This is a genomic window from Paraburkholderia sp. SECH4 (genome assembly GCF_030511745.1).
Taxonomy (GTDB): domain Bacteria; phylum Pseudomonadota; class Gammaproteobacteria; order Burkholderiales; family Burkholderiaceae; genus Paraburkholderia; species Paraburkholderia madseniana.
Map to the genome: position 1 here is coordinate 131981 of NZ_JALOCP010000003.1, position 15148 is coordinate 147128.

The window sequence follows — 15148 nt, forward strand, 5'->3', positions numbered from 1 at the left end:
GGTAAGTAGTAGTTAGCCAAGCCCAAACCGCCGTCTAACGCGCAAATAAAAAAAGCCCGGCCAAAGCCGGGCTCTCAAATCGGCTGCGTCCTTCCACAAGGACGCAGCACCTGCAAAACAACCTGCAGTTACTGCATACGCTACCTAGTACCTTAAGCAGCCAGCAGCGAACGCAACACGAACGGCAGAATCCCGCCGTGCTTGTAGTAGTCCACTTCGATCGGCGTATCGATACGCAGCAGAACCTGCACGCGCTTCTCCTTGCCGTCCTTACCGCGAATCACCAGCGTCACTTCTTGCTGCGGCTTGAAGTCAGCGCCTAGGCCTTCGATGTCGTACGTTTCTTCGCCGGTGATACCGAGCGATTGCACGCTATCCGAGCCCTTGAACTGCAGCGGCAGCACGCCCATGCCGACCAGGTTCGAACGGTGAATCCGCTCGAAACTGCGTGCGACCACGGCCTTCACGCCCAGCAGTTGCGTACCCTTAGCAGCCCAGTCACGCGAAGAACCCGTACCGTACTCTTCACCCGCAAACACAACCGTCGGCGTGCCCGCGTCGATGTACTTCATCGCTGCGTCATAGATCGACTCTTGCTCACCGCTCGGCTGGTGAATCGTCAGGCCGCCTTCAACACGCGTGCCGTCTGCCTTCGCCGGGATCATCAGGTTCTTGATCCGGACGTTCGCGAACGTGCCGCGCATCATCACGTCGTGGTTGCCGCGGCGCGAGCCGTAGCTGTTGAAGTCGGCCTTCTGCACGCCGTTTGCCTTCAGCCACTTGCCTGCCGGCGAGTCTTCCTTGATCGAGCCTGCCGGGCTGATGTGGTCGGTCGTGACCGAGTCACCGAAGATGCCCAGTGCGCGTGCGCCCTTGACCGGAGCGATGCTGTCGGCCGGCGTCATCGAGAAGTCCTTGCCGAAGAACGGCGGCTCAGCGATGTAGGTCGACTTCGGCCAGTCGTAGACCTGGCCTTCTTCGCCTTCGATCTTGCTCCACAGGTCGCCCTTCTTGGTCAGCGATGCGTAGTTCTTACGGAACGCGTCGGCGTCCAGCGCGAACTTGAGCAGTTCGTTGACTTCTTCGCTGGTCGGCCAAATGTCGCCCAGGTAGATGTCCTTGCCGCCCTTGCCCTTGCCGACCGGTTCGGTCATCAGGTCGCGCGTGATGTTGCCGGCGATCGCGTAAGCCACAACTAGCGGCGGCGAGGCCAGGAAGTTCGCGCGGATGTTCGGGTGAATACGCGCTTCGAAGTTACGGTTGCCCGACAGCACCGCAGCCGCGACGATGTCGTTCTTCGTGATCGCTTCGTTCAGTTCCGGCGTCAGGTCGCCCGCGTTACCGATACAGGTCGTGCAACCGTAAGCGGCCAGCGTGAAACCGAGCTTGTCGAGGTACTTCATCAAGTCGGTCTTCGTCAGGTATTCCGTGACGATACGCGATCCCGGAGCCAGCGAGGTCTTGATGTGCGGCGCGACCGTCAGGCCGGCTTCCACAGCCTTCTTGGCCAGCAGACCAGCAGCCAGCAGCACGCTCGGGTTCGACGTGTTCGTGCACGACGTGATCGCGGCGATCAGGATGTCGCCGTTCTTCACGTCGACGCCGTTGCTCGTCGTGTATTGCGCGTCGAGGTCTTCCGACTTCTTCGCAAAGCCGTTTTCTGCCACCGGCTTCGAGAACAGGTCGCTGAAGGTCGACTTCACGTGACCGATTTCGATACGGTCTTGCGGGCGCTTCGGACCTGCCAGCGACGGCGTTACCGTGCCGAGATCCAGCGTGACGACCTTCGTGTAGTCGATCTGGCCAGCCTTCGGAATACCGAACAGACCCTGCGCCTTGAAGTAGTTTTCGAAGGCGGAGATTTCTGCGTCGGTGCGGCCCGTGCCCTTGAAGTAGTCGATGGTTTTTTCGTCGACCGGGAAGAAGCCCATCGTTGCGCCGTATTCCGGCGCCATGTTGCCGATCGTTGCGCGGTCCGGCAGCGACAGCGACTTCGTGCCTTCACCGAAGAACTCGACGAACTTGCCGACAACCTTTTCCTTACGCAGCAGTTCCGTCACGGTCAGGACCAGGTCGGTCGCCGTCAGGCCTTCGCGCAGCTTGCCCTTCAGTTCGACGCCCACCACGTCCGGCGTCAGGAAGTACACCGGCTGGCCGAGCATGCCGGCTTCAGCTTCGATACCGCCCACGCCCCAGCCCACCACGCCGATACCGTTGATCATGGTGGTGTGGCTGTCGGTGCCGACCAGCGAATCCGGGTAGTACACGGTGTCCGCGCCTTCGGCCTTCTTGTGCACGCCGCGTGCGAGGTATTCCAGGTTCACCTGGTGAACGATACCGACGCCCGGCGGCACGACCTTGAACGTGTCGAATGCCTGCATGCCCCACTTCATGAACTGGTAGCGCTCGTTGTTGCGCTGGAATTCCAGTTTCATGTTCAGATCGAGCGCGTTCTTTTCGCGGAAGTGATCGATCTGCACCGAGTGATCGACCACCAGATCAACCGGGACCAGCGGTTCGATCGACTTCGGATCCTTGCCCATGTGTTTCGCGACACCGCGCATTGCAGCGATGTCGGCGAGCAGCGGCACGCCGGTAAAGTCTTGCAGCACGACGCGCGACACGACGAACGGGATTTCGTCGACGCGCGCAGCGGTCGGCTTCCAGTTCGCGAGTTGCTCGATGTGTTCTTCGGCGATCTTCTTGCCGTCGTAGTTACGCAGCACCGATTCCAGCACGATACGGATCGAAACCGGCAGGCGGTCGATCTTGATGTTCAGTGCCTTGCCGAGTTGCGGCAGGGAGTAGAACTTGCCTTTGCCGGAACCGCTGTCGAATTCCTTGAGCGTTTTGTGGAGGTTGTGGGCCATGGTGTTTTCCTTGGTTTGATCGCGGAACTACAGTACTTAACTAGATGACGTACAAATCGACGTATTCATTGACCGGCATGGCTTCGAGCCTTGCCTGATCCAGCGACACATCGAGAATCGCCAGTTGTTGCTTGACCGGAAAGCGGCGCGCGAGGTTGGTCTTGAGCTTCTCGACCAGCAACGGAATCCCGTCTTCGCGACGACGCTTGTGACCGATCGGGTATTCGACTACAACTTCGTCGAACGTCGACCCGTCGTTGAATTCGACCGTCAGTGCATTGGCGATCGAACGCTTCTCTGGATCGTGGTAATCCTTCGTGAACTGCGCGTCTTCGACACACTCCATCTTGGCGCGCAGCACATCGATACGCGCGTCCTGCGCGATCGAATCTTCATAATCCGAGGCCGTCAGGCGGCCATGGATCAACGGCACGGCGATCATGTATTGAATGCAGTGATCGCGGTCGGCCGGATTATTCAGGGGACCTTTCTTATCGATGATGCGGATCGCGGCTTCGTGGGTGCGGATCGTGATCTTGCTGATGTCTTCGAAGCGCTTGCCTGCGTTCTGCAATTGCGCATGCAGCGTCATCGCCGCTTCCACCGCCGTCTGCGCGTGGAATTCAGCCGGGAACGAGATCTTGAACAGCACGTTCTCCATCACGTACGAGCCGTACGGGCGTTGGAACTTGAACTCATTGCCCTTGAACAGGACATCGTAAAAGCCCCACGTCTTCGCGGTCAGCACCGACGGATAGCCCATCTCGCCGGTCTTCGCGATCAGCGCGAGCCGCACGGCACGCGAAGTCGCGTCGCCCGCGGCCCACGACTTGCGCGAGCCGGTATTCGGCGCGTGGCGATAGGTGCGCAGCGCATGCCCATCGACAAACGCCTGCGATACTGCGTTGATCAACTCATCGCGCGTCAAACCGATCAATTGGCCGACCACAGCGGTGGAAGCCAGCTTCACGAGCAACACATGATCGAGCCCGACCTTGTTGAACGAGTTTTCGAGCGCGATACAGCCTTGAATTTCGTGCGCCTTGATCATGCCGATCAACACGTCTTTCATCGTCAGCGGCTTCTTGCCCGCTGCGATGGCACTGCGCGAGAGCCAGTCGGCCGTCGCCAGAATCCCGCCGAGGTTATCCGACGGATGGCCCCATTCGGCAGCCAGCCAGGTGTCGTTGAAGTCCAGCCAGCGGATCATTGCGCCGATGTTGAAGGCGGCCTGAACCGGGTCTAGCTGGAACGACGTGCCCGGCACCTTCGCGCCATTGGGGACGATCGTGCCCGGCACGATCGGTCCCATCAGCTTGGTGCAGGCCGGGTAGGTGAGCGCCTCGAGTCCGCAACCGAGCGTATCGATCAGGCAGTTACGCGCGGTGTCCAGCGCGAGCGGGCTGTCGATCGGGAAATCCAGTACGTAATCGACGATATCGACCAGGACTGGGTCCGGGTCGGGTCGCACGTTGGAAATCGGAGCGGACATCGGGGAGCTTTCCTGATGTAACGGATTAGTTGGTCTTGTTGATCGCGTTCGATTGCGTCGGGGCCGGTGCGCCTTGCACCATGGCTGCCGTCTTGCATTCGTCGGCCAGACGCGAGCTGTCCTTATCCGAGAACAACATCGCCTTCGTCGGGATCACGACCAGGTCCATACCCGTTGCTGCGTCGTGGAAGCGGTCCGCGCCCGTGGTGGTCGCTTCGCGCGGGAGATTGTAGTTTTTGTTCGCCCAGTGAACCGTGACGATCTGGTCACGCTTCATGTCGCCCTTCAGGTCGAATGCCAGACCTTCGTTGCACGACCACTTTTCCGCGCCTTCCGGTACCGGATCAACCTTCGCTTCCTTGGCCGGATTCGGTTTGCGCTTGATCAGGCGCTTCGGTTGCGGCTTCTTCGGCACAGCCTTGGCAGCCGGCGTGGTTGTGGTTTGTGCAGCGGCGTCCGTCGCAACGGTCAGCATCGTCGTGGACAAAGCGCCGATTACGGCGGCAATCAACAGCTTATTCATGGAGGAGAACCTTTCTATCTAATTTCAGTTGAACAGTACGCGGGCTACCGGTCCTGGCGACCGCGAGGGTTGAACTGCACGCGCTATGAAAGCGCACAGCGACCGCTATTTTCTCCTATTTAGCGGCACGTACTTCAAATTCTCGGGACCGGTGTAATTTGCGCTCGGACGGATGATCTTGTTGTCGATCCGCTGCTCGATAATGTGCGCGCTCCAGCCTGCGGTGCGGGAGATCACGAACAGAGGGGTGAACATCGCCGTCGGCACGCCCATCATGTGATACGAAACGGCGCTGAACCAGTCGAGATTTGGAAACATCTTTTTCACATCTGCCATCACTGTTTCAAGTCGCTCGGCGATATTGAACAGCTTCAGGTTGCCCGCTTCCTTCGACAGCTTCTTCGCGACTTCCTTGATGACCTTGTTGCGCGGATCGGAGATCGTGTACACCGGGTGACCGAAACCGATCACCACTTCCTTGTTTTCGACGCGCTTGCGGATATCGGCTTCGGCCTCATCCGGCGTCTGATAGCGCGACTGGATCTCGAACGCGGCTTCGTTCGCGCCGCCGTGTTTCGGGCCGCGCAGCGCACCGATTGCACCGGTAATCGCCGAGTAGATGTCCGATCCTGTGCCCGCGATCACACGGCCGGCGAACGTCGACGCGTTGAATTCATGCTCGGCGTACAGGTTCAGCGACACGTGCATCGCGTCGACCCATGCCTTCGACGGTTCCACACCGTGCAGCAGGTGCAGGAAGTGACCGCCGATCGAGTCGTCATCGGTTTCGACTTCGATGCGCTTGCCGTTGTGCGAGTAGTGGTACCAGTACAGCAGCATCGAACCGAGCGAGGCCATCAGCTTGTCGGCGATGTCGCGTGCGCCCGGCAGGTTGTGGTCGTCTTTCTCAGGCAGCACGGTGCCGAGCACCGACACGCCAGTGCGCATCACATCCATCGGGTGCGCGGCGGCCGGAATCCATTCCAGCGCGGCTTTGACGTTCGCGGGCAAACCGCGCAGCGCCTTGAGCTTCGTCTTGTAGGCGGTCAGCTCGGACTGCGTCGGCAGCTTTTCGTGGACCAGCAGATATGCGATTTCTTCGAATTCGCATGCACCGGCGATGTCGAGAATGTCGTAGCCGCGGTAGTGCAGATCGTTGCCGGTCTTGCCGACCGTGCACAGCGCGGTGTTGCCAGCCGTCACGCCGGACAGCGCAACGGATTTCTTCGGTTTGAAGCCGCTTTTAGGTTCGTTCTCGCCTTGTGCACCGGCGGTTTGCGTCGTCTCGCTCATCTCCCGCAATCTCCTTTGTGCCTGCTCATTGTTTCCGCTTGAACCACGCATTCGACGTCTGTTTCCTGCTGCGCGAGACGTTGCTCTGATTCGCTTGTACGGCGCCATGCGAGGGCGCCTCCCAGCGCTGCCACGCCGGCTGGTGCATTGGCCATCGTGCTCATCATGCGGCTTGCCCGTTAGCGCCCACTATCGTGAAGAGCGGCGCAGCGTCTTGCGGGACGGCGCGGCCGGTGGATTGCGCGCGACGTAGCACTGACCAGTAGTAGCGATAGCTCGCCCGGTCGTGCAGCGTGTCGTGATAGCGCGTCGGTCCCCATTGCGCCGACTGTGCAGCCAGCAGAATTTCGGTAGCAGTGACGATTTCTTCGTCGCGCGGAGCAAATGCAGCGACGATCGCTTCGATCTGCGCCGGATGGATGCTCCACATGCGCGTGTAGCCGAACTCGTTGCGGGCGCGGGCGGCGTCGTTTGCAACCACGCTCATGTCGCGCACTTCGGTGCTGACGTTATGCGACGGCACCTTGCCATACGCGTGGCAGGCCGCCGAAATCTCAAGTTTCGCGCGCCGCACCAGCGGATGATCGAACTGGCCGGGCGAGCGCATGGCGGTATCGGGAATCGCGCCGTCGTGCGCGGAAACGAAGTCCATCAGGCCGAAGCTCAACGCCTCGACGCCGGGGAGCGAAGCCAGATCGAACACGCGCGTCAACGCGCCATGCGTTTCGACCAGCAGTTGCACGGGCACAGGCTGCGCAATGCCGAGTTCGTGCCGCGTCGCCTCGATGAACGCGACCATTTCGGCGGCATCGGGGACGTTGCGGATCTTTGGCAGGGTGATGTAAGCAGGCGCTCGCTTTGCAGCGCGCAGAATGAGGCGGACGTCGTCACGCCAGTGCGCGTGATCGAAGTCGTGAATTCGCACGCCGACGCGGCCAAAGCGGTCATGCTCGCTGCCCAGCAGCGACGCGACCAGCTCGGCGTGTTCCGCTTCGCGGCCGACCTGCGCGCCGTCTTCACAATCGAGCGTGATGTCGAACACCGGGCCGAGTTGCTGCTGCAATGCCAGTGATTTCAGCATCAGCTTCTCGCTGCCGGCGTAGTGATCGCAGGCAGGCAGCACAGCGGGCGGCACTTCGCCGTCAAACAGCACTTCGGCGGGTGTGAGGGCGCGCATCTTCGGCGTCAGGATTCTGGGTGGTCGGGTGGGTAAATCGGATTCGGACGCGTTCTGCTCGGCGATCAACAAGCCATGGGGCAAAGCGCGTTCGAATCAGAGGCGAATACTGGCACGACAAATTGCGACGTGAACCGCAATTTCGCGGGACGTACCAGCATTCGCACGTAAAAAACCGGAACCCGCCGCGATGAAGCCACGGAGTTCCGGTTCGTCTGCATCTAGCGCTTAGCCGAGCAGGTGTTGAACGCCTTCGCGCTCTTCGAGCAGCTCATTCAGCGTGCCGTCCATCTTTTCGCGCGAGAACGCGTCGATTGCCAGACCTTCAACGCGCTTGTACTCGCCGTTTTCGCACGTAACCGGCACACCGTAGATGATGTCTTCCGGAATGCCATACGAACCGTCCGACGGGATACCCATGGTGACCCACTTGCCGTTCGTGCCGAGCACCCAGTCGCGCACGTGGTCGATTGCAGCGTTAGCTGCCGACGCTGCCGACGACAGGCCGCGCGCTTCGATGATTGCTGCACCGCGCTTGCCGACGGTCGGGATGAACGTGTTGCGGTTCCATTCTTCGTCGTTGATCAGCTTGGTCAGGTCTTGACCTTCTGCCGTTGCAACGCGGAAGTCCGGGTACATGGTCGGCGAGTGGTTGCCCCACACAGCCAGCTTTTCGATCGAAGCGACCGGCTTGCCCGACTTGGCGGCCAGTTGCGACAGCGCGCGGTTGTGGTCGAGGCGCAGCATGGCGGTGAAGTTCTTCTTCGGCAGATCCGGCGCCGACTTCATCGCGATGTAGGCATTCGTGTTGGCCGGGTTGCCGACCACCAGCACCTTCACGTCGCGGCTGGCGACTTCGTTCAGCGCTTTGCCCTGAACCGTGAAGATTTCGGCGTTTGCCGACAGCAGGTCTTTACGCTCCATGCCTTTCGAACGCGGACGTGCGCCGACCAGCAGGGCAACGTCTGCATCCTTGAATGCAACCTTCGGGTCGTCAGTGATCACGACACCCGACAGCAGCGGGAATGCGCAATCATCCAGTTCCATCACGACGCCTTTGACGGCGCCTTGCGCTTGCGGCAGGTCGAGCAGTTGCAGGACAACCGGCTGGTCCTTACCGAGCAGATCGCCATTGGCGATGCGGAACAGTAGGGAGTAAGCGATTTGACCTGCGGCGCCGGTGACGGCAACGCGCTTTGCGGGCTTAGCCATTGAGAAATCTCCAGGACGATGCGTTAGACGCTAGGGAAAACGCCATTCTATATGCGCGTTCAGCGAAGCGTTGTGAAACACGGCGGAATTCACTGTTCGCGTACGGCCTCGGAATGTGCCGAGGCTGTGCGGCGCGCTGCGGCAAGACCGCCATGCCGGAAACCTGTACTGCCGGGCGGGGAGCGGGGCATCTTGGCGCCGGGTAGCCGCTGCACGATGCGGGCTCCTGCAAACAGCGCGTTTCGGCAAGCGTCTGACCAACGAATGGCGGCGAATCGAAACCTGGACTGCGTGGGAACAGCATGGCGCAGAGTGGCTGCCGGTGCGCTGCGGCGCTGTATTGCACAGTGCAAAACAGCCGCCGAAAAACCCGCAAACCCTTGCTCGACAAGGAGTGTAGGAGCCGTCAGACACAAAGTCAACATTATCTTATGTCTTATATAAGACATATCTGTTGCGGGGAAAACCCTAGACGCGGCCCGGCCCTTTATGATGAAATGCGCGGATGACTTCGAACCAGGCGAACACCGCGAATCCGAACGGCCAAGGGGCCACGGGCGAGGGTGTATCCGCTGCCACGCCCGCTACGTCGCCCACTTTCAGCCCCTTGTATCAGCAGATCAAGGGCTTGATTACGCAGAGCCTCGAAACCGGCGAATGGAAACCTGGCGAGATCATTCCTAGTGAAGTCGAATTGGCGGCCAGATTCAAGGTCAGTCAGGGAACAGTGCGCAAAGCGATCGACGAGCTTGCCGCCGACAACCTGCTGGTGCGCCGCCAGGGCAAGGGTACTTTTGTTGCAACGCACAACGAAGATCGCGCCCAGTTTCGCTTCCTCAGATTACTGGCCGATGACGGCGCCGAACATCCGCACGTCAGCCGCCTGCTTGAATGCCGGCGTTTGCGCGCTTCGGCGGACATCGCCCGGCAACTCGATCTGAAACCCGCCGATCCGGTGGTGTTGATCAAGCGCTTGCTGCAGTTCGACGGTGAAGTCACCGTACTCGACGAAATCTGGTTGCCCGGCGCGGTGTTTCGCGGGCTCACGCTCGAGCGGTTGTCGGAGTATAAAGGTCCCCTCTACGCAATGTTCGAGACGGAATTCGGCACACGCATGATCCGCGCAACGGAGAAGATCCGCGCGGTCGCAGCCGAGCCTTCAGTCGCTGACCTGCTGCATGTGCCGGCGGGTTTTCCGCTGCTGTCGGTTGAACGCGTCTCCTATACATATGGAGACCGGCCGGTTGAGGTGCGCCGTGGTTGGTATGTCACAACCGGGTATTACTATCAGAACGATCTGAGCTGAATCGGGATGAAAAAGGGCGCCGCGTCCCACACGCGCGCCTGTTTGAAGGCGCCTTTATCGCGCACGCTGTAACGGACCTGTGGTGGTTTTCGCTGCAGCGCGATATAAAAAGGCGCTAAAATTGCGGATTAGTGTGACTACATAGTAGGGGTCTAGCATGGCTGAAGCCGTAAAAAAACCGAGGCCGGAATTCCGGAACATCGGTATCGGGCAGATTTTGACGGCATACCGTCTCCCGCTAGCGGGGCGTGTGTCGATCTTGCATCGCTTAAGCGGTGGGCTGCTTTTTGTTTTTCTTCCGTTCCTGCTGTACCTCTTCGATCAGAGCCTGACTTCCGAACTTAGTTTCGAAGTCTTCAAGGGCTTCCTCTCCAACATCATCGTCAAGCTCATCACGCTCGTTCTCGCGTGGGCCTTCCTGTTCCACTTCTGCGCCGGTGTCCGTCACCTGTTCATGGACACGAGCCACGGTCTCACGACTAAAGAGAAGGGCAAGCAAACCTCCATCGTGGTGCTGGTCGTTTCGTCGCTTCTGACGATTGCTTTCGCGCTCAAACTCTTCGGAGCATTCTAAAAAATGGCAGCTAATAACCGAATCGGTCCGAAGCGTCTCGTCGTCGGCGCACATTACGGCCTGCGCGACTGGCTCGCCCAGCGCATCACCGCCTGCATCATGGCCGTCTACACGGTGATCCTGCTCGCGTGGTTCTTCGGCGCGCGCGATTTTTCGTATGACGGTTGGGCCTCGATCTTTGCAACGCAATGGATGAAGCTCGCCACGTTTGTCACGCTGCTGTCGCTGTTCTATCACGCGTGGGTTGGTATCCGCGACATCTGGATGGACTATGTGAAGCCCGTTGGCACGCGCCTGTTTCTTCAAGCGCTGACGATCGTCTGGCTGCTCGCATGTGCGGGCTACGCTGCGCAGATTCTCTGGAGAGTGTAAAAGAATGGCTGCAATCAAGAATTCTCTGCCGCGTCGCAAGTTTGACGTGGTTATCGTCGGCGCAGGCGGCTCGGGGATGCGCGCTTCGCTGCAACTCGCGCGCGCCGGTCTGTCGGTTTGCGTGCTGTCCAAGGTGTTCCCGACGCGTTCGCACACGGTCGCTGCCCAAGGCGGCATCGGCGCCTCGCTCGGCAACATGAGCGAAGACAATTGGCACTATCACTTCTACGACACGATCAAGGGTTCCGACTGGCTCGGCGACCAGGACGCGATCGAGTTCATGTGCCGTGAAGCACCGAACGCCGTGTACGAGCTCGAACACTTCGGCATGCCGTTTGACCGCAACGCTGACGGCACGATTTACCAACGCCCGTTCGGCGGCCACACCGCCAACTACGGCGAAAAGCCGGTGCAACGCGCTTGCGCGGCCGCTGACCGTACGGGTCACGCGCTGCTGCACACGCTGTACCAGCAAAACGTGGCTGCCAAGACGCAGTTTTTCGTCGAATGGATGGCGCTGGATCTGATCCGCGACGCCGACGGCGACGTGCTTGGCGTGACCGCGCTGGAAATGGAAACCGGCGACGTTTATATCCTCGAAGGCAAGACCACGCTGTTCGCTACGGGCGGCGCGGGCCGGATCTTCGCAGCATCCACGAACGCGTTCATCAACACCGGTGACGGCCTGGGCATGGCTGCGCGTTCGGGTATCGCACTGCAAGACATGGAATTCTGGCAATTCCACCCCACCGGCGTGGCCGGCGCGGGCGTGCTGATTACCGAAGGCGTGCGTGGCGAAGGCGGCATTCTGCGTAACTCGAACGGCGAGCGTTTCATGGAACGCTACGCACCGACGCTGAAGGATCTGGCGCCGCGCGACTTCGTTTCGCGTTCGATGGACCAGGAAATCAAGGAAGGCCGCGGCGTGGGTCCGAACAAGGACCACGTGCTGCTCGACCTGTCGCACATCGGCGCTGAGACGATCATGAAGCGTCTGCCGTCGATCCGCGAAATCGCCATGAAATTCGCGAACGTCGACTGTATTAAAGAGCCGATTCCGGTTGTGCCGACCATCCACTATCAGATGGGCGGTATCCCGACGAACATCAACGGCCAGGTCGTTGGCACGTCGCGGGATCACAAGGAAGTCGTCAACGGTTTCTACGCAGTGGGCGAATGCTCGTGCGTGTCGGTGCACGGCGCAAACCGTCTCGGCACGAACTCGCTGCTCGACCTGGTGGTGTTCGGCCGCGCGGCCGGCAATCACATCGTCAAGCACGTGAAGGACATCAAGGAACACAAGCCGCTGCCGGCCGACGCAGGCGATTTCTCGCTGGCGCGTCTGAACAAGCTGGACAAGTCCACGTCGGGCGAATACTCGCAGACCGTTGCTGCCGACATCCGCTCCACGATGCAGGCGCACGCCGGTGTGTTCCGCACGTCGAAGCTGCTGGCCGAAGGTGTCGAGCGGATTCGCGAAGTGGCTGACCGTGTCGACAACATCTACCTGAAAGACAAGTCGAAGGTGTTCAACACGGCACGTATCGAAGCGCTGGAAGTGGAGAACCTGATCGAAGTGGCCCGCGCCACGATGGTTTCCGCCGAAGCGCGCAAGGAAAGCCGCGGCGCGCACGCGCAAGACGACTTCGAACATCGCGACGACGAAAACTGGCTGCGCCATACGCTGTGGTTCAGCGAAGGCGATCGCCTCGACTACAAGCCGGTTCAAATGCAACCGCTGACGGTCGAATCGGTACCGCCGAAAGCGCGTACCTTCTAAGGCACAAGTCAAAGGAATTCAGAAATGGCCAAGCGTACATTTGAAATTTACCGCTACGATCCGGACAAGGATGCGGCGCCGCGCATGCAAACGTACGAGATCGAAATCGACTCGCACGAACGCATGCTGCTCGATGCACTGCTCAAGCTGAAAGCGATGGACGAAACTTTGTCGTTCCGCCGTTCGTGCCGCGAAGGCGTGTGCGGTTCGGACGCGATGAACATCAACGGCAAGAATGGTCTGGCCTGCTTGCAGAACATGAACGACCTGCCGCAGAAGATCGTGCTGCGTCCGCTGCCGGGCCTGCCCGTCGTGCGCGACCTGATCTGCGACTTCACGCAGTTCTTCAACCAGTATCACTCGATCAAGCCGTACCTGATCAACGATACGCCGCCGCCGGAAAAGGAACGTCTGCAGTCGCCGGAAGAACGCGACGAGCTCGACGGCCTGTACGAATGTATTCTGTGCGCTAGCTGCTCTACGTCGTGCCCGAGCTTCTGGTGGAATCCGGACAAGTTCGTCGGCCCGGCTGGCCTGTTGCAAGCCTATCGTTTCATCGCGGATAGCCGCGACGAAGCGACGGGTGAGCGCCTCGACAACCTGGAAGATCCGTACCGTCTGTTCCGTTGCCATACGATCATGAATTGCGTCGACGTCTGCCCGAAGGGCCTGAACCCGACCAAGGCGATTGGCAAGATCAAGGAATTGATGGTTCGCCGCGCTGTTTGATATGAACAGCCCCCACGCTCCCTATCGTTCGCTGCCCCCCGAGGGGGCGGTCAGTACGCTTGGGGCGGCCCGGCGCGTACTGACATGAACGAAACATCGCATCAGTCCGACCCTCTCCGCCGCGCGCGCCTTCGCTGGCGCGCGCGGCGGGGCCTGCTGGAAAACGATCTGATCTTTGAACGTTTTTTCAGCCGATATGAGCATGACCTCAGCGATGCCGATGTAGGCGCTCTCACGCGCCTGCTCGAGCTGAGCGATAACGACCTGATGGACTTGCTGCTCGTTCGCAAGGAACCGGAAGGCGAACTTGCCGACCCGGATGTGATCCGGGTGCTGGAGCTGTTGCGGAATGCTTGAGCGCCGCTAACGTCTTGAGCGCCGCTTGTCCGTTGTTCCAAGGCGTGCAAATTATCGAAACCCTGTTTCCATACTTCGATTGAGGATGTGCTATGACCCCGTCAGATGTTAAAGCCACGCTATCGTTCAGCGACAATTCGCCGAGCGTTGAAATGCCGATTTACAAGGGCACTCTCGGCCCGGACGTGATCGACATCCGCAAACTGTACGGCCAGACCGGCAAGTTCACGTACGACCCGGGCTTTATGTCGACGGCGGCGTGCAATTCGGCGATCACGTACATCGACGGTGACAAGGGCGAGCTGCTGTATCGCGGCTACCCGATCGACAACCTCGCGCAAAACGCCGACTTCCTCGAAACCTGCTATCTGCTGCTGAAGGGCGAACTGCCGAACGCGCAGCAGAAAGACGAGTTCGTGAACACCGTCACGAAGCACACGATGGTGCATGAGCAAATGCACTTCTTCTTCCGTGGCTTCCGTCGCGACGCGCACCCGATGGCGATTCTGGTCGCTGCAGTCGGCGCGCTGTCGGCGTTCTATCACGACTCGCTCGACATCAACAATCCGCGTCACCGTGAAGTGTCGGCCATTCGCATGATCGCGAAGTTGCCTACTCTCGTCGCGATGGCGTACAAGTACAGCATCGGCCAGCCGTTTGCGTACCCGAAGAATGACCTGTCGTACAGCGCGAACTTCATGCACATGATGTTCTCGAACCCGTGCGAAGAGTACAAGGTCAACGACGTGCTGGTGCGCGCGCTGGACCGTATCCTGATCCTGCACGCTGACCACGAACAGAATGCGTCGACGTCGACGGTTCGTCTGGCGGGTTCGTCGGGCGCTAACCCGTTCGCGTGTATCGCAGCCGGTATCGCTTGCCTGTGGGGCCCGGCGCACGGTGGCGCGAACGAAGCCGCACTGAACATGCTGGAAGAAATCGGCTCGGTCGACAATATTCCTGAGTTCATCAAGCAGGTGAAGGACAAGAACTCGGGCGTGAAGCTGATGGGCTTCGGTCACCGCGTCTACAAGAACTACGATCCGCGTGCGAAGCTGATGCGCGAAACCTGCCACGAAGTGCTGGAAGAACTGGGTCTGCACGACGACCCGCTGTTCAAGCTGGCTATGGCGCTGGAAAAGATCGCACTGGAAGACGAATACTTTGTGTCGCGCAAGCTGTACCCGAACGTCGACTTCTACTCGGGCATCGTGCAACGTGCACTGGGCATCCCGACGTCGATGTTCACGTGCATCTTCGCGATGGCACGTACGGTCGGCTGGATTGCACAGTGGAACGAAATGATCGCCGATCCGGAACAGAAGATTGGCCGTCCGCGTCAACTGTTCATCGGCGATACGCAACGTGAAGCGAAGCCGATTGCGCAACGTTGATCGGGGTTGAGTTTGCGTGGTTCGTAGGGTTGTGATTGCTGCGAACCAGTGCGGAATCAGTTGATAAAA

General features: G+C 59.9%; 13 protein-coding genes. 7 read left to right on the plus strand and 6 right to left on the minus strand.

The features are described 5' to 3' along the window. Positions 1 to 152: 152 nt before the first annotated feature. From acnA to M0D67_RS06085, 6 genes are all read right to left on the minus strand, one after another. A complete protein-coding gene (gene acnA, locus M0D67_RS06060) occupies positions 153 to 2870 on the minus strand; it encodes an aconitate hydratase AcnA (RefSeq protein WP_054034783.1) in 2718 nt (905 codons plus the stop codon). Between the two features lie 40 nt (positions 2871 to 2910). Further along, on the minus strand, positions 2911 to 4362 hold the full coding sequence (locus M0D67_RS06065; RefSeq protein ID WP_266237873.1) for a bifunctional 2-methylcitrate dehydratase/aconitate hydratase: 1452 nt from the start codon (positions 4360 to 4362) through the stop codon (positions 2911 to 2913). Positions 4363 to 4387: 25 nt separating this feature from the next. After that, complete coding sequence (locus M0D67_RS06070; protein ID WP_266237876.1) at positions 4388 to 4885, minus strand: hypothetical protein; 498 nt, start codon at positions 4883 to 4885, stop codon at positions 4388 to 4390. A 105-nt stretch (positions 4886 to 4990) separates the two neighbouring features. Next, complete coding sequence (prpC, locus tag M0D67_RS06075) at positions 4991 to 6178, minus strand: 2-methylcitrate synthase (RefSeq protein ID WP_266237878.1); 1188 nt, start codon at positions 6176 to 6178, stop codon at positions 4991 to 4993. Between the two features lie 163 nt (positions 6179 to 6341). Beyond that, entirely contained in the window at positions 6342 to 7355 is a 1014-nt protein-coding gene (locus M0D67_RS06080) for a CoA ester lyase (protein ID WP_266237880.1), read from the minus strand. 228 nt (positions 7356 to 7583) lie between these two features. Continuing rightward, positions 7584 to 8567, minus strand: coding sequence for a malate dehydrogenase (locus M0D67_RS06085; RefSeq protein ID WP_154557955.1), 984 nt, complete (start codon positions 8565 to 8567; stop codon positions 7584 to 7586). A gap of 505 nt (positions 8568 to 9072) precedes the next feature. Between M0D67_RS06085 and M0D67_RS06090 the strand changes: the two genes are divergently transcribed. From M0D67_RS06090 to gltA, 7 genes are all read left to right on the plus strand, one after another. Then, positions 9073 to 9873, plus strand: coding sequence for a GntR family transcriptional regulator (locus tag M0D67_RS06090; RefSeq protein ID WP_154557954.1), 801 nt, complete (start codon positions 9073 to 9075; stop codon positions 9871 to 9873). A gap of 157 nt (positions 9874 to 10030) precedes the next feature. Then, positions 10031 to 10447, plus strand: a complete 417-nt coding sequence (gene sdhC, locus M0D67_RS06095; RefSeq protein ID WP_054034790.1) for a succinate dehydrogenase, cytochrome b556 subunit — start codon at positions 10031 to 10033, stop codon at positions 10445 to 10447. Positions 10448 to 10450: 3 nt separating this feature from the next. Further along, positions 10451 to 10819, plus strand: coding sequence for a succinate dehydrogenase, hydrophobic membrane anchor protein (gene sdhD, locus M0D67_RS06100; RefSeq protein ID WP_054034791.1), 369 nt, complete (start codon positions 10451 to 10453; stop codon positions 10817 to 10819). A gap of 4 nt (positions 10820 to 10823) precedes the next feature. After that, positions 10824 to 12599, plus strand: coding sequence for a succinate dehydrogenase flavoprotein subunit (sdhA, locus tag M0D67_RS06105; RefSeq protein ID WP_093634934.1), 1776 nt, complete (start codon positions 10824 to 10826; stop codon positions 12597 to 12599). A 24-nt stretch (positions 12600 to 12623) separates the two neighbouring features. After that, the gene (locus tag M0D67_RS06110; RefSeq protein ID WP_054034792.1) at positions 12624 to 13328 is read left to right on the plus strand and encodes a succinate dehydrogenase iron-sulfur subunit; all 705 of its coding nucleotides are present in this window, start codon (positions 12624 to 12626) and stop codon (positions 13326 to 13328) included. An 84-nt stretch (positions 13329 to 13412) separates the two neighbouring features. Then, positions 13413 to 13685, plus strand: coding sequence for a succinate dehydrogenase assembly factor 2 (locus tag M0D67_RS06115; RefSeq protein WP_097397112.1), 273 nt, complete (start codon positions 13413 to 13415; stop codon positions 13683 to 13685). 92 nt (positions 13686 to 13777) lie between these two features. Further along, positions 13778 to 15079, plus strand: a complete 1302-nt coding sequence (gene gltA / locus M0D67_RS06120; protein ID WP_028196113.1) for a citrate synthase — start codon at positions 13778 to 13780, stop codon at positions 15077 to 15079. The last annotated feature ends 69 nt before the right edge of the window (positions 15080 to 15148 follow it).

Bases quoted from the DNA above. Each gene is read 5' to 3' on its own strand.
- M0D67_RS06115 (WP_097397112.1), top strand. From the start codon at position 13,413: ATGAACGAAACATCGCATCAGTCCGACCCTCTCCGCCGCGCGCGCCTT.
- prpC (WP_266237878.1), bottom strand. From the start codon at position 6,178: ATGAGCGAGACGACGCAAACCGCCGGTGCACAAGGCGAGAACGAACCT.
- M0D67_RS06080 (WP_266237880.1), bottom strand. From the start codon at position 7,355: ATGCGCGCCCTCACACCCGCCGAAGTGCTGTTTGACGGCGAAGTGCCG.
- sdhA (WP_093634934.1), top strand. From the start codon at position 10,824: ATGGCTGCAATCAAGAATTCTCTGCCGCGTCGCAAGTTTGACGTGGTT.
- M0D67_RS06065 (WP_266237873.1), bottom strand. From the start codon at position 4,362: ATGTCCGCTCCGATTTCCAACGTGCGACCCGACCCGGACCCAGTCCTG.
- M0D67_RS06110 (WP_054034792.1), top strand. From the start codon at position 12,624: ATGGCCAAGCGTACATTTGAAATTTACCGCTACGATCCGGACAAGGAT.
- sdhD (WP_054034791.1), top strand. From the start codon at position 10,451: ATGGCAGCTAATAACCGAATCGGTCCGAAGCGTCTCGTCGTCGGCGCA.
- M0D67_RS06070 (WP_266237876.1), bottom strand. From the start codon at position 4,885: ATGAATAAGCTGTTGATTGCCGCCGTAATCGGCGCTTTGTCCACGACG.
- gltA (WP_028196113.1), top strand. From the start codon at position 13,778: ATGACCCCGTCAGATGTTAAAGCCACGCTATCGTTCAGCGACAATTCG.
- M0D67_RS06085 (WP_154557955.1), bottom strand. From the start codon at position 8,567: ATGGCTAAGCCCGCAAAGCGCGTTGCCGTCACCGGCGCCGCAGGTCAA.
- acnA (WP_054034783.1), bottom strand. From the start codon at position 2,870: ATGGCCCACAACCTCCACAAAACGCTCAAGGAATTCGACAGCGGTTCC.
- M0D67_RS06090 (WP_154557954.1), top strand. From the start codon at position 9,073: ATGACTTCGAACCAGGCGAACACCGCGAATCCGAACGGCCAAGGGGCC.
- sdhC (WP_054034790.1), top strand. From the start codon at position 10,031: ATGGCTGAAGCCGTAAAAAAACCGAGGCCGGAATTCCGGAACATCGGT.